Annotated in this window: 12 protein-coding genes; 9 read left to right on the top strand and 3 right to left on the bottom strand. The window is 69.6% G+C overall.

Annotated features, from left to right (window positions below):
* Nucleotides 1-186: 186 nt before the first annotated feature.
* Nucleotides 187-1,698, top strand: a complete 1,512-nt coding sequence (gene eccD, locus AOQ53_RS04930; protein ID WP_236711596.1) for a type VII secretion integral membrane protein EccD — start codon at nt 187-189, stop codon at nt 1,696-1,698.
* A 365-nt stretch (nt 1,699-2,063) separates the two neighbouring features.
* Here eccD and AOQ53_RS04925 read toward each other — a convergent pair whose 3' ends face one another.
* The gene (locus AOQ53_RS04925; protein ID WP_059415299.1) at nt 2,064-2,357 is read right to left on the bottom strand and encodes a DUF397 domain-containing protein; all 294 of its coding nucleotides are present in this window, start codon (nt 2,355-2,357) and stop codon (nt 2,064-2,066) included.
* A 298-nt stretch (nt 2,358-2,655) separates the two neighbouring features.
* Here AOQ53_RS04925 and rpsO point away from each other — a divergent pair, with 298 nt between their 5' ends.
* From rpsO to AOQ53_RS04900, 5 genes are all read left to right on the top strand, one after another.
* Nucleotides 2,656-2,943, top strand: coding sequence for a 30S ribosomal protein S15 (gene rpsO, locus AOQ53_RS04920; RefSeq protein ID WP_059415298.1), 288 nt, complete (start codon nt 2,656-2,658; stop codon nt 2,941-2,943).
* 298 nt (nt 2,944-3,241) lie between these two features.
* Nucleotides 3,242-5,458: a polyribonucleotide nucleotidyltransferase gene (locus AOQ53_RS04915; RefSeq protein ID WP_059415297.1), complete on the top strand. Its 2,217-nt coding sequence runs from the start codon at nt 3,242-3,244 to the stop codon at nt 5,456-5,458.
* Nucleotides 5,455-6,834, top strand: coding sequence for a M16 family metallopeptidase (locus tag AOQ53_RS04910; protein ID WP_059415296.1), 1,380 nt, complete (start codon nt 5,455-5,457; stop codon nt 6,832-6,834). Before AOQ53_RS04915 ends, AOQ53_RS04910 begins: the two co-directional genes overlap by 4 nt.
* Nucleotides 6,835-6,862: 28 nt before the next feature.
* Nucleotides 6,863-7,615 carry a 4-hydroxy-tetrahydrodipicolinate reductase gene (dapB, locus tag AOQ53_RS04905; RefSeq protein WP_059415294.1) on the top strand — a complete coding sequence of 251 codons (753 nt, stop codon included), beginning with the start codon at nt 6,863-6,865 and terminating at the stop codon, nt 7,613-7,615.
* 13 nt (nt 7,616-7,628) lie between these two features.
* Complete coding sequence (locus tag AOQ53_RS04900) at nt 7,629-8,084, top strand: tetratricopeptide repeat protein (protein ID WP_059415293.1); 456 nt, start codon at nt 7,629-7,631, stop codon at nt 8,082-8,084.
* 82 nt (nt 8,085-8,166) lie between these two features.
* On the opposite strand, the gene AOQ53_RS04895 is transcribed toward AOQ53_RS04900, so the two are convergent.
* Nucleotides 8,167-8,721 (bottom strand): hypothetical protein, encoded by a 555-nt coding sequence (locus AOQ53_RS04895; protein WP_059415291.1) that lies wholly within the window; start codon nt 8,719-8,721, stop codon nt 8,167-8,169.
* Between the two features lie 112 nt (nt 8,722-8,833).
* A complete protein-coding gene (locus AOQ53_RS04890; RefSeq protein ID WP_059415289.1) occupies nt 8,834-9,073 on the bottom strand; it encodes a hypothetical protein in 240 nt (79 codons plus the stop codon).
* A gap of 178 nt (nt 9,074-9,251) precedes the next feature.
* On the opposite strand from AOQ53_RS04890, the gene thyX reads away from it, so the two are divergent.
* The 3 genes from thyX (at nt 9,252) to AOQ53_RS04875 (ending at nt 12,943) form a co-directional block, all read left to right on the top strand.
* Nucleotides 9,252-9,992: an FAD-dependent thymidylate synthase gene (gene thyX, locus AOQ53_RS04885; RefSeq protein WP_059415287.1), complete on the top strand. Its 741-nt coding sequence runs from the start codon at nt 9,252-9,254 to the stop codon at nt 9,990-9,992.
* A 211-nt stretch (nt 9,993-10,203) separates the two neighbouring features.
* A complete protein-coding gene (gene dapA / locus AOQ53_RS04880; RefSeq protein WP_059415285.1) occupies nt 10,204-11,103 on the top strand; it encodes a 4-hydroxy-tetrahydrodipicolinate synthase in 900 nt (299 codons plus the stop codon).
* Between the two features lie 154 nt (nt 11,104-11,257).
* A complete protein-coding gene (locus AOQ53_RS04875; protein WP_059415283.1) occupies nt 11,258-12,943 on the top strand; it encodes a ribonuclease J in 1,686 nt (561 codons plus the stop codon).
* Nucleotides 12,944-13,169: the final 226 nt, after the last annotated feature.

Genomic DNA, 13,169 nt, shown 5'->3' with positions numbered 1-13,169 from the left:
CGGCACACGCGAGTTGAGCTGGAGCAATGGGGCATAGCGCGCGATCCGGCGAGTTGCGGAACCCCGGCGACGGCACGAAAGCACTGTTCCCACGACCTCGCCGCACGGTCGGTCACAGGGGACGGGGAAAACCGCGTAGGACTTCCGTACCGTAGGTACAGAATCATCACTGAGGGGGAGCAGCAGGTGAGCATGACGGCCTCCGCGGCAGCCACCGGAGGAGGACCCGGTACGGGAACTCCTGCCGGTGCGGGCACGGGTCTCGGTTTCTGCCGCGTCACCATCGTCGCGCCCGACAGCCGGATCGACGTGGCGCTGCCCGACGACATCCCGGTCGCCGACATCTATCCGGAGATCCTCACACTCTCCCGGCAAAGTCCCGCCGAGGGCGCACCCGTCGGCTACCACCTGGTCCGTCGGGACGGCACCGTCCTCGACAGCGCCCGTTCCTTCGCCGCCCAGCGCATCCTCGACGGCGAGCTCCTCGCGCTGCGCCCGTTCTCCGAGTCACTGCCCCCCGCCGTCTTCGACGACGTCTCCGAAGCGGTCGCCTCCGCCGTGACCAGCGAACGCACCTTGTGGAGCGGCGACTTGACGCGCGCGGCGGGCCTCGTCGGGGGAGGCGTACTGCCGGTTCTGCTCGCCTTCGTGGCCTGGATGGGCGACCCACTCCACGACATGAACAGCCTGCCCGGCATCCTCGCCGGCGTCGCCGGTGTCCTCCTGGTCGTCCTCGCCTGCGTGCGCGCCCGTGTCTACGACGACCGGGCCTCGGCCATCGCCCTGGGTCTCGGCGCCCTCCCGAACGTGGGCGTGGCCGGCTCGGGTCTCCTGCCGCTCGCCGACGGACAGGGCATCGGCAAGCTCCAGTTCCTCCTCGCCTGCGCGGCGGTGCTGCTGGCCTCGGTCCTGCTCACCCTGTGCTCGCCGAGCGGGGACGGCCCGTTCGTCGGCTTCGTCGTCGCCTCCGCCGTCGGCCTGCTCGCCGTGTTCGCGGCGATCCTCGCCGACTGGACGCCTTCCGAGATCGCCGCCCTGTGCGCCCCGGTCGCCGTCGGAGGCCTGGCCTTCCTGCCGGGCCTGTCGATGCGCTTCGCCCGGCTCCCCATCGGCTTCGACACCCCGGACACCGCCCCGCGCAGCGCGTACGACACCGACCCCACTCCCCAGGAGCCGGTCGACGCCGAGCGGGTCGCCGCCAAGGCACGGCGCGGACACGAACTCCTGGTCGGCCTGGTGGGCGGCTGCGCGCTGATCGCCGTCGGCTCCTCGGCGGTCCTCGGGTTCTCCTCGAACGTCTGGGCCCAGCTCCTCGCCCTCGCGACCGGCCTGGCCCTGCTGATGCGCGCCCATCTCTTCCGGTACACCGGCCAGGTGGCCCCCGTCCTGACCGCCGGTCTCGCCTCTCTCGTACTGCTCGGCCTCGGGCTGGCGCTCAATCCGCCGCACTCGATCGTCCGCGAGGCCCTCACGGGCGACCGCACCGACCTCGACATCCGGACCATCTGGCTCGTCGCGGCGATCGCCGCGGCGGCCGCGCTCGTCACGGCGATCGGCCTGATCGTCTCGCGCGGCGGCCTCACCCCGTTCTGGGGACGCTTCCTGGAGATCGCCGAGGGCTTCGTGCTGCTGACCCTGGTGCCGCTGGCCCTGGCTGTGTTCGACGTGTACTCGACGGTCCGCTCGATGACCAGCTGAGCCCCGACCCGCTGCCTTCGTCCAGCGGGTAGCGGCGGCCGCGGGTGCCGGGCTGCTGCGGGACCCGTTTCCCGCTCAGTCGGACACGCCGTCGACCGCCACGACGCAGAGCCGCCTGCGGGTTCGTCGGCTCGATCAGCGGGTCATCGTCGAGCGCACGACGACCCGGTCAGGCCGCTCCCGTACCCGCCCGTCACTCCGGGGCAGGCAGGCCCCCCATTGCGGGTGGTCAGGCCGCTCCCGTACCCACCGGTCACTCCGGGGCAGGCCCCCCATTGCGGGTGGTCAGGCCGCTCCCGTACCCACCGGTCACTCCGGGGCAGGCCCCCCATCGCGGGTGGTCAGGCCGCTCCCGTACCCGCCCGTCACTCCGGGGCAGGCCCCCCATCGCGGGGCGTCGGCTCCAGATCGAACTCCCCGTCCCGCGCTCCCAGCACGAACGCCCGCCACTCCGCCTCGGTGTAGCGCAGCACCGTGTCCGGGTCGAGCGAGGACCGCATCGCCACCGCCCCCTCGGGGAGGTACGCGATCTCGACCCGCTCCTCGTGCTCCTCGGTGCCCGGCGCGCAGTGCCACTCGACACCGGAGATGTCGAGGGCGTAGAGCTCGTCCCGCTCCCGCTCCTTGCGCGCCTTGATTTCCTCAGCCGTCTCCGCCATGCCGCAGCGACCCCTTCCCGACGTACCAGTTCCCGGAGTGCGGATCCTCGACGTACGAACGATCCGAACCCGCTCACCCTAGTGGCCCCGCCCGCCCCGTCCGGCCGGTTCGGGGACCAGCGCAAAGACGCCCCCGACCGCCTGGTACCCTGGTCGACGGCCGTTTGTGTACGCACCCCCGGAGCCCATCGCCCTGGAGGCCGCGCCCAGCGGATCCCCGCCTTCCGAGTCACGGAAGCTCCCCCGAGAAGCAGACCGGGGGCACTCGGTGGCCAGTCACAGACTATGAGGAGTACGCGTGTCGCTCGACGCCGCTACGAAGAAGCAGATCATGTCCGAGTTCGGTACCAAGGAGGGCGACACCGGCTCCCCCGAGGTCCAGGTCGCTCTGCTGTCGCGTCGGATCTCCGACCTGACCGAGCACCTCAAGACCCACAAGCACGACCACCACTCCCGTCGTGGTCTGCTGATCCTGGTCGGTCAGCGCCGCCGGCTGCTGCAGTACCTCGCCAAGAAGGACATCCAGCGCTTCCGTACGCTGGTCGACCGCCTCGGCATCCGCCGCGGTGCGGCGGGCGCCAAGTAAGACGCCGTGAAGGGAGCGGTTCCCGGCAGGAAAGGGGACCGCTCCCTTTGCTGTACGTGCGGAGTGTCGCTGCTGCTTTGTAGTGTGGTAGCACAACGCAATACGGACGACACAGCACGACAAGAAGAGGAGAAGCGCGCCTAGCCGCCGCCGGTCCTCGGTAGTGGCCCCCGGGGGGAAGCCCCGGGTGCTTCGATCGAAGACCGGCCCGCACCGCACGGAGCGCTTCTCCGCCACCGTCCCCCTGCCACACGGGCAGCGTGGGACGAAAGACGACAAAGTAACGGAGAACATGCTAGTGGAGAACGAGACCCACTACGCCGAGGCTGTCATCGACAACGGCCCCTTCGGCACCCGCACCATCCGCTTCGAGACGGGCCGCCTGGCCAAGCAGGCCGCCGGCTCCGCCGTGGCGTACCTGGACGACGACACCATGGTGCTGTCGGCCACCACCGCCTCCAAGAACCCCAAGGACCAGCTCGACTTCTTCCCGCTCACGGTGGATGTCGAGGAGCGGATGTACGCCGCCGGCAAGATCCCCGGCAGCTTCTTCCGCCGTGAGGGCCGCCCCTCCGAGGACGCGATCCTCACCTGCCGCCTGATCGACCGCCCGCTGCGCCCGTCCTTCAAGAAGGGCCTGCGCAACGAGATCCAGGTCGTCGCCACGATCATGGCGCTCAACCCCGACCACCTCTACGACGTCGTCGCGATCAACGCCGCCTCCGCGTCCACGCAGCTGGCCGGCCTGCCCTTCTCCGGCCCGATCGGCGGCGTCCGCGTCGCGCTGATCCGCGGTCAGTGGGTGGCCTTCCCGACGCACACCGAGCTCGAGGACGCCGTCTTCGACATGGTCGTCGCGGGCCGCGTCCTGGAGGACGGCGACGTCGCGATCATGATGGTTGAGGCCGAGGCCACCGAGAAGACCATCAAGCTGGTCGAGGGCGGCGCCGAGGCGCCGACCGAGGAGGTCGTCGCCGCCGGTCTGGACGCCGCGAAGCCCTTCATCAAGGTGCTCTGCAAGGCCCAGTCGGACCTCGCCTCCAAGGCCGCCAAGCCGACCGGCGAGTTCCCGATCTTCCTGGACTACCAGGACGACGTGCTGGAGGCGCTCACCGCCGCCGTCAAGCCGGAGCTCGCCCAGGCGCTCACCATCGCCGGCAAGCAGGAGCGCGAGGCCGAGCTGGACCGCGTCAAGCAGCTCGCCGCCGAGAAGCTCCTGCCGGAGTTCGAGGGCCGCGAGAAGGAGATCTCCGCCGCGTACCGCTCGCTCACCAAGCAGCTGGTCCGCGAGCGCGTGATCAAGGAGAAGAAGCGCATCGACGGCCGCGGTGTCACCGACATCCGCACCCTGGCCGCCGAGGTCGAGGCGATCCCGCGGGTCCACGGCTCCGCGGTGTTCGAGCGTGGCGAGACCCAGATCCTGGGCGTCACCACCCTGAACATGCTCCGCATGGAGCAGCAGCTGGACACCCTCTCCCCGGTGACCCGCAAGCGCTACATGCACAACTACAACTTCCCGCCGTACTCCACCGGCGAGACCGGCCGCGTCGGCTCCCCGAAGCGCCGCGAGATCGGCCACGGCGCCCTCGCCGAGCGCGCCCTGGTCCCGGTCCTGCCGGCGCGCGAGGAGTTCCCCTACGCGATCCGTCAGGTGTCCGAGGCGCTCAGCTCGAACGGCTCGACCTCCATGGGCTCGGTCTGCGCCTCCACCATGTCGCTGCTGAACGCCGGTGTGCCCCTGAAGGCCCCCGTCGCCGGTATCGCCATGGGCCTGATCTCCCAGGAGATCGAGGGCGAGACGCACTACGTCACCCTCACCGACATCCTCGGTGCGGAGGACGCCTTCGGTGACATGGACTTCAAGGTCGCCGGCACCAAGGACTTCGTGACGGCCCTCCAGCTCGACACCAAGCTGGACGGCATCCCGGCCTCCGTCCTGGCCGCCGCCCTGAAGCAGGCGCGTGACGCCCGCCTCCACATCCTCGACGTGATGATGGAAGCGATCGACACGCCGGACGAGATGTCCCCGAACGCGCCGCGGATCATCACCGTGAAGATCCCGGTCGACAAGATCGGCGAGGTCATCGGCCCCAAGGGCAAGATGATCAACCAGATCCAGGAGGACACGGGCGCCGAGATCACGATCGAGGACGACGGCACGATCTACATCGGTGCCGCCGACGGCCCCTCCGCCGAGGCCGCCCGCGCCACGATCAACGGCATCGCCAACCCGACGATGCCCGAGGTCGGCGAGCGCTACCTCGGTACGGTCGTCAAGACGACCACGTTCGGCGCGTTCGTCTCCCTGCTGCCCGGCAAGGACGGTCTGCTGCACATCTCGCAGATCCGCAAGCTGGCCGGCGGCAAGCGCGTGGAGAACGTCGAGGACGTTCTCGGTGTGGGCGCCAAGGTCCAGGTCGAGATCGCCGAGATCGACTCCCGCGGCAAGCTCTCCCTGATCCCGGTCATCGAGGGCGAAGAGAACGATGAGACGAAGGACGACACCGACAAGTGACGTCGAGTAGCTCCCAGGCGACGGCCCGCACCTCCTCCGAGGCGCGGGCCGTCGCCCGTACCCAAACCCTGATCAAGGGCACCAACGGCATCGGCACGGTCCGTAAGACCACCCTCCCCGGCGGCCTGCGCATCGTCACCGAGACCCTGCCCTCGGTCCGCTCCGCGACCTTCGGCATCTGGGCGCACGTCGGCTCCCGCGACGAGACCCCGGCCCTGAACGGCGCCACCCACTACCTGGAGCACCTGCTCTTCAAGGGCACGAACCGCAGGTCCGCCCTGGACATCTCCTCCGCGATCGACGCGGTCGGCGGCGAGATGAACGCGTTCACGGCGAAGGAGTACACGTGCTACTACGCGCGGGTGCTCGACACCGACCTGCCGCTGGCCATCGACGTCGTCAGCGACATGCTGACCGGCTCGCTCATCCTCGAAGAGGACGTCAACGTCGAGCGCGGCGCCATCCTCGAAGAGATCGCCATGACCGAGGACGACCCGGGCGACTGCGTGCACGACCTGTTCGCGCACACGATGTTCGGCGACAACTCCCTCGGCCGCCCGGTCCTCGGCACGGTCGACACGGTCAACGCCCTCACCGCCGACCGCATCCGCCGCTTCTACAAGAAGCACTACGACCCGACCCACCTGGTCGTCGCGTGCGCCGGCAACGTCGACCACTCCAAGGTCGTACGGCAGGTCCGTGCCGCCTTCGAGAAGGCCGGCGCCTTCAAGGATCTCGCCGCCGAGCCCGTCGCCCCGCGCAGCGGCAAGCGTGCCCTGCGCACCGCGGGCCGGGTCGAGCTGGTCGACCGCAAGACCGAGCAGGCGCACGTCGTGCTCGGCATGCCGGGCCTGTCCCGCACGGACGAGCGGCGCTGGGCCCTGGGCGTGCTGAACACCGCCCTCGGCGGCGGCATGTCGTCCCGCCTCTTCCAGGAGGTCCGCGAGAAGCGCGGCCTGGCCTACAGCGTGTACTCGTACACCTCGGGCTTCGCCGACTGCGGCCTGTTCGGCGTGTACGCGGGGTGCAGGCCGTCGCAGGTGCACGACGTGCTGAAGCTCTGCCGCGACGAACTCGACCACGTCGCCGAGCACGGCCTCTCGGATGACGAGATCGGGCGCGCGATCGGCCAGCTCCAGGGCTCCACGGTCCTCGGCCTGGAGGATACCGGCGCGCTGATGAACCGTATCGGCAAGAGCGAGCTGTGCTGGGGCGAGCAGATGTCCGTCGACGACATGCTGTCGCGGATAGCCTCGGTCACCCCGGACGACGTCCGCTCGGTCGCCCGCGAGATCCTGGGACGGCGGCCCTCCCTGTCGGTCATCGGCCCGCTGAAGGACAAACAGGCGACCCGCCTGCACGACGCCGTCGCCTGACAACCCCCTGGTTAAGGAAGCACAAGAGATGAGCAAGCTGCGCGTGGCGGTCCTCGGCGCCAAGGGCCGGATCGGCTCGGAAGCGGTACGAGCCGTGGAAGCCGCCGAGGACATGGAACTGGTCGCCGCGCTGAGCCGGGGCGAGAAGCTGGAGACGCTGGCCGAGACCGGCGCCCAGGTCGTTGTCGAACTGACCACGCCCGACTCGGTCATGGCCAACCTCGACTACTGCGTACGCCACGGCATCCACGCGGTCGTCGGCACCACCGGCTGGACCGACCAGCGCCTCGCGCAGCTGAAGGGCTGGCTGGAGCAGTCCCCGGAGACCGGCGTGCTCATCGCGCCCAACTTCTCCATCGGGGCCGTCCTGACCATGAAGTTCGCGCAGATCGCCGCCCCGTACTTCGAGTCCGTCGAGGTCGTCGAGCTGCACCACCCGAACAAGGTGGACGCCCCCTCCGGCACCGCCACGCGCACCGCCCAGCTCATCGCCGAGGCCCGCCGCAACGCCGGCTCCGCCCCGGCCCCGGACGCCACGGCCACCGCCCTGGACGGTGCCCGCGGCGCCGACGTCGACGGCGTCCCGGTCCACGCCGTCCGGCTGCGCGGCCTGCTCGCCCACCAGGAGGTCCTGCTCGGCGCCGAGGGCGAGACCCTGACGGTCCGGCACGACTCGCTGCATCACAGCAGCTTCATGCCGGGCATCCTGCTCGGCGCCCGCCGGGTGGGAAGCGTCCCGGGCCTGACCTTCGGCCTGGAACACTTCCTGGACCTGAGCTGAGCCCCTGACCGTCATGCGCGCGAAGCTCACCTACGCCCTCACGGCCGCCGTCCTGGTCGTCTACTTCGTCCTGGTCGGCAGCCGCGGCGTCCTGCTCATCGAGACCGGCACGCCCCTCACCGTCACCTTCGGTGTCGCGGTGCTGATCCTGCCGGTCATCGGCCTGTGGTTCCTGTGGAAGAACACCCAGTTCGTCCGCAGGGCCAACGCCCTCGCCGCCGAACTCGACGCCGAGGGCGGCCTGCCCGTCGACGAACTGAGGCGCACCCCCAGCGGGCGGATCGACCGGGACTCGGCCGACGAGGTCTTCACCAGGCGAAAGGCCGAGACGGAAGCCGCCCCCGACGACTGGCGCACCTGGTTCCGCCTCGCCGTCGCCTACCACGACGCCCGCGACACCCCGCGCGCCCGCAAGGCGATGCAACGCGCGATCGCCCTGCACGACGGCAAGCAGCCCGAGACGGCCTGAACCGCACCCCACTCATGCCGGAGGGGCCGGACCGCGAACGGTCCGGCCCCTCCGGCATGAGAAACCGGGATTACCGAGAGCGTCAGTGCGGGCGGTACTCGTCCGCCCAGGCCTCGACCGAGTCGGCCGCCCGGTCGAAGGCCTCCGCCCGGCCCAGGAAGTCCGCGTTGTGCGTGGTCAGCAGTGCCGTCCCACCGTCGGGCGACTGTTCCTGCCGGACGAGCAGCAGCGCCTGCCCCTGCACCGTCCGGGGCAGCCCCAACCAGCGCACCGGCTGCTGCACCGTGCGCACGGCGGTGACCTGGTCCCAGGACGCCGTACGTGTCGAGACGAAGCCCACGTGCCGTAGCCCGCGCGCGCTCACCCACACACCCGCGCGGAGGAGCCGAAGCGCCCCGGCGATGACGAGCAGCGCGAGCCCGAAGACCACACCGGCCGAGGTCAGTTCGGCCGTCACCGCGATGATGACCCCCGCGAACAGCACGAACGAGGCGAGCAGCAGCGCCAGCGCCGCCGCCCCCACCCGCCAGGGCCCGGGCCGGTACGGCCGCCGCCAGCGGTCACGGTCGTCGTACGGCAGCGGAACGTCGTCCGCTGCCTCGAAAACGCGGTCGGCCGTCAGGAAGGGCAGGGGCACGGCTGGTCCTCACTCGATCCATGCGTGGGCTGTGCCCGGTGAGGCTACCGATCTGTGTGCCCGGTCACCACTGGCGGGGGGCCGGATGGAGTCACCGCCGGCCTGTGGCGGCTCAGTTCTTCTGCGACGCCTGTGACTGCTGCGGCTGCGAGCCCGGGTGGTCGACCGACAGCGCGGGCGTCCCGACGACCAGGGAGCCCACGAGCCCCGCCACGATCGTCAGACCCAGCAGCCATCGCCCGGCCATCTGGCCGACGGACAGCCGCTCACGCGGCGGGGGAGTGACATTACTGCGGAACCTGTCGGCCTCGGCAACGAAGGCAAACGGTACGGGTTCACGCCGACCGAACATCAGGGGTGCGTCTCCCTTCAAGGGGTGGAACGGATCACTTTCGTCTGTAGAGACGAACGAACTCCCTCAGAGGTGCCCTGTTTCACCAACTTCATTGCGGCACGCCACCGATCGCGCTGATTTCGTCGGGCCGTAGAGTGGCGTCGCCACACGACGAGATGGGAAGGCCCTGCCAACCGTGACCGACACCCCCGCCGACGACCCCAAGCCCAGCTACCGCAGCGATGTGACCGTCGAGCTGGTCAAGCACACCGCGTCCGACGCGGACGTCCTGTTCGCCGCTCGCGTCTCGACCCTCGGCGAGCAGTCCCTGGACGAGCTGAACAAGGACCCCGAGCGCTCCAAGGGCCTGATCAACTACCTGATGCGGGACCGGCACGGCAGCCCCTTCGAGCACAACTCGATGACCTTCCTGATCAGCGCTCCGATCTTCGTCTTCCGCGAGTTCATGCGGCACCGCGTCGGCTGGTCGTACAACGAGGAAAGCGGCCGCTACCGGGAGCTCCAGCCGGTCTTCTACGTCCCCGACGAGTCCCGCAAGCTCGTCCAGGAGGGCCGCCCCGGCAAGTACGTCTTCGTCGAGGGCACCCAGGCCCAGCAGGAGCTGGTCGGCCGCGTGATGGAGGACTCCTACCGGCAGGCCTACGAGGCCTACCAGGAGATGCTCGCCGCCGGCGTCGCCCGCGAGGTCGCCCGCGCCGTCCTGCCGGTCGGCCTGTACTCCTCGATGTACGCCACCTGCAACGCCCGCTCGCTGATGCACTTCCTCGGCCTGCGCACCCAGCACGAGCTGGCCAAGGTCCCGTCCTTTCCGCAACGCGAGATCGAGATGGTCGGCGAGAAGATGGAGGCCGAGTGGGCCAGGCTCATGCCGCTCACCTACGCCGCCTTCAACGCGAACGGGCGCGTGGCGCCGTGACGCGCCCCCGTTCCCCGATCAGGCACAGATGTACGGTTCAGTCGCACGAAGTGTCCGTATTGCGGCATTTCGGGAAGTTCATCTAGCCTGATCAAACGGGTCCGGCACTGCTTGAACCCCCGAGCAGGCAGTGCCGGGCTCCATCTTTGTCACGACTTGTCGCCTCCCCCTAGGGCAGACCCGGTCCTGAGCAACGAGTAGCGTGTAACCCATGGCTCCGACCTCGACTCCGCAGACCCCCTTCGGGCGGGTCCTCACCGCCATGGTCACGCCCTTCAAGGCGGACGGCGCACTCGACCTCGACGGCGCGCAGCGGCTCGCCACCCACCTGGTGGACGCAGGCAACGACGGCCTGGTCATCAACGGCACCACGGGCGAGTCGCCGACCACCAGCGATGCGGAGAAAGCGGATCTCGTACGGGCGGTCCTCGAGGCCGTCGGCGACCGCGCCCACGTCGTGGCCGGAGTCGGCACCAACAACACGCACCACAGCATCGAACTCGCCCGCGCGGCGGAGCGCACCGGCGCACACGGCCTGCTCCTTGTGACCCCGTACTACAACAAGCCCCCGCAAGAGGGCCTCTACCGGCACTTCACGGCCGTCGCAGACGCCACCGAGTTGCCGGTCATGCTCTACGACATCCCCGGCCGCAGCGGCGTCCCGATCAACACGGAGACGCTCGTCCGCCTCGCCGAGCACCCCCGGATCGTCGCCAACAAGGACGCCAAGGGCGACCTGGGCCGGGCGAGCTGGGCCATTGCCCGCTCCGGCCTCGCCTGGTACTCCGGCGACGACATGCTGAACCTGCCCCTGCTCTCCGTGGGCGCCGTCGGCTTCGTCTCGGTCGTCGGCCACGTGGTCACCCCTGAGCTGCGCGCCCTGGTCGAGGCGTACACCTCGGGTGACGTCCAGAAGGCCACCGAGATCCACCAGAAGCTGCTCTCGGTCTACACGGGCATGTTCCGCACCCAGGGCGTGATGACCACCAAGGCGGCGCTCGCGCTGAAGGGCCTGCCCGCCGGGCCCCTGCGCGCCCCCATGGTCGAATGCGCGCCCGAGGAGATCGAGCAACTCAAGATCGATCTTGCCGCCGGCGGGGTACAGCTCTGACATCAGACTTCGCGCGGACCCCCGCGCACCTGCTTCACAACTGAATAGCGGGCCACCGGTGCCCGCACCACTCCATACGACAACTGCTTCTGCACGAACGTCATGCGCGCCACGTGCCCTACCGGTACGTGGCGCGCGTGGTGAGGAGAGTCTTTTGAGTCATCCGCATCCCGAACTCAGCCCGCCCCCGCCGCTCCCCGAAGGCGGCCTGCGGGTCACCCCGCTCGGCGGCCTCGGCGAAATCGGCCGGAACATGACGGTCTTCGAGTACGGCGGCCGCCTGCTGATCGTCGACTGCGGAGTGCTCTTCCCCGAGGAGGAGCAGCCCGGAATCGACCTGATCCTGCCGGACTTCTCGTCCATCAGGGACCGCCTCGACGACATCGAGGGCATCGTCCTCACACACGGCCACGAGGACCACATCGGCGGCGTCCCCTACCTCCTGCGCGAGAAGCCGGACATCCCGCTGATCGGCTCCAAGCTGACCCTCGCCCTGATCGAGGCCAAGCTCCAGGAGCACCGCATCCGCCCGTACACCCTCGAGGTGGTGGAAGGGCACCGAGAGCGCATCGGCCCCTTCGACTGCGAGTTCGTCGCGGTCAACCACTCCATCCCGGACGCGCTGGCCGTCGCCATCCGCACCCCCGCGGGCATGGTCGTCCACACCGGCGACTTCAAGATGGACCAGCTCCCGCTGGACAGCCGCCTCACGGACCTCCACGCCTTCGCACGCCTGAGCGAGGAGGGCATCGACCTCCTGCTCTCGGACTCGACGAACGCCGAGGTCCCGGGCTTCGTCCCGCCCGAGCGGGAGATCTCCAACGTCCTGCGGCAGGTCTTCGCCGGCGCCCGCAAGCGCATCATCGTCGCGAGCTTCGCCAGCCACGTCCACCGGATCCAGCAGATCCTGGACGCGGCGCACGAGTACGGTCGCCGTGTCGCCTTCGTCGGGCGCTCGATGGTCCGCAACATGGGCATCGCGCGAGACCTGGGCTACCTGAAGGTCCCCCCGGGCCTGGTCGTGGACGTCAAGACGCTCGACGACCTCCCGGACAGCGAGGTGGTCCTCGTCTGTACGGGCTCCCAGGGCGAACCCATGGCGGCCCTCTCGAGGATGGCCAACAGGGACCACCAGATCCGCATCGTCCAGGGCGACACGGTGATCCTGGCGTCGTCCCTGATCCCCGGCAACGAGAACGCGGTCTACCGCGTGATCAACGGCCTGACCCGCTGGGGCGCCAACGTCATCCACAAGGGCAACGCCAAGGTCCACGTCTCCGGCCACGCGTCCGCGGGCGAGCTGCTGTACTTCTACAACATCTGCCGCCCGAAGAACCTGATGCCGGTGCACGGCGAATGGCGCCACCTGCGCGCCAACGCCGAGCTGGGCGCCCTGACCGGCGTCCCGCACGACCGCATCGTCATCGCCGAGGACGGCGTCGCCGTCGACCTCGTCGAGGGCAAGGCCAAGATCTCCGGGAAGGTCCAGGCGGGTTACGTCTACGTCGACGGGCTCTCGGTCGGCGACGTGGGAGAGCCGGCCCTCAAGGACCGCAAGATCCTCGGCGACGAGGGCATCATCTCGGTCTTCGTGGTCATGGACTCGTCCACCGGGAAGATCACCGGCGGCCCGCACATCCAGGCCCGCGGCTCCGGCATCGAGGACTCCGCCTTCGGCGACGTGATCCCGAGGGTCACGGAGGTACTCGAGCGCTCCGCCCAGGACGGAGTGGTCGAACCCCACCAGCTCCAGCAGCTCATCCGCCGCACGCTGGGCAAGTGGGTCTCGGACACCTACCGGCGCCGGCCGATGATCCTGCCTGTGGTCGTGGAGGTCTGACGGTCCGTCGGGCCTGACCAGGCGCCAACTGGGAGCGGGGCTCCTCGATTTGCATCGAGGAGCCCCGCTCCAGTAGGTTTGCAACTCCTCCCGAAGGGGCACCCGGCCAACTCCAGCGCCGGGAACCATGCTCCGGTGAGGGATGGAAATCCGACTCAGAAACCTCTGATAAAGTCGGAACCGCCGGAAAGGGAAACGCGGAAGCGGAAACCTGGAAAGCACCGAG

It is taken from the genome of Streptomyces azureus (assembly GCF_001270025.1).
In the GTDB taxonomy this organism is placed as follows: Bacteria; Actinomycetota; Actinomycetes; order Streptomycetales; family Streptomycetaceae; genus Streptomyces; species Streptomyces azureus.
Note: the sequence above shows the minus strand (reverse complement) of the source record. Positions and strands in the feature narration are given on the sequence as shown.

Bases quoted from the DNA above. Each gene is read 5' to 3' on its own strand.
- AOQ53_RS04925 (WP_059415299.1), bottom strand. From the start codon at position 2,357: ATGGCGGAGACGGCTGAGGAAATCAAGGCGCGCAAGGAGCGGGAGCGG.
- dapB (WP_059415294.1), top strand. From the start codon at position 6,863: ATGAGCAAGCTGCGCGTGGCGGTCCTCGGCGCCAAGGGCCGGATCGGC.
- AOQ53_RS04900 (WP_059415293.1), top strand. From the start codon at position 7,629: ATGCGCGCGAAGCTCACCTACGCCCTCACGGCCGCCGTCCTGGTCGTC.
- AOQ53_RS04890 (WP_059415289.1), bottom strand. From the start codon at position 9,073: ATGTTCGGTCGGCGTGAACCCGTACCGTTTGCCTTCGTTGCCGAGGCC.
- dapA (WP_059415285.1), top strand. From the start codon at position 10,204: ATGGCTCCGACCTCGACTCCGCAGACCCCCTTCGGGCGGGTCCTCACC.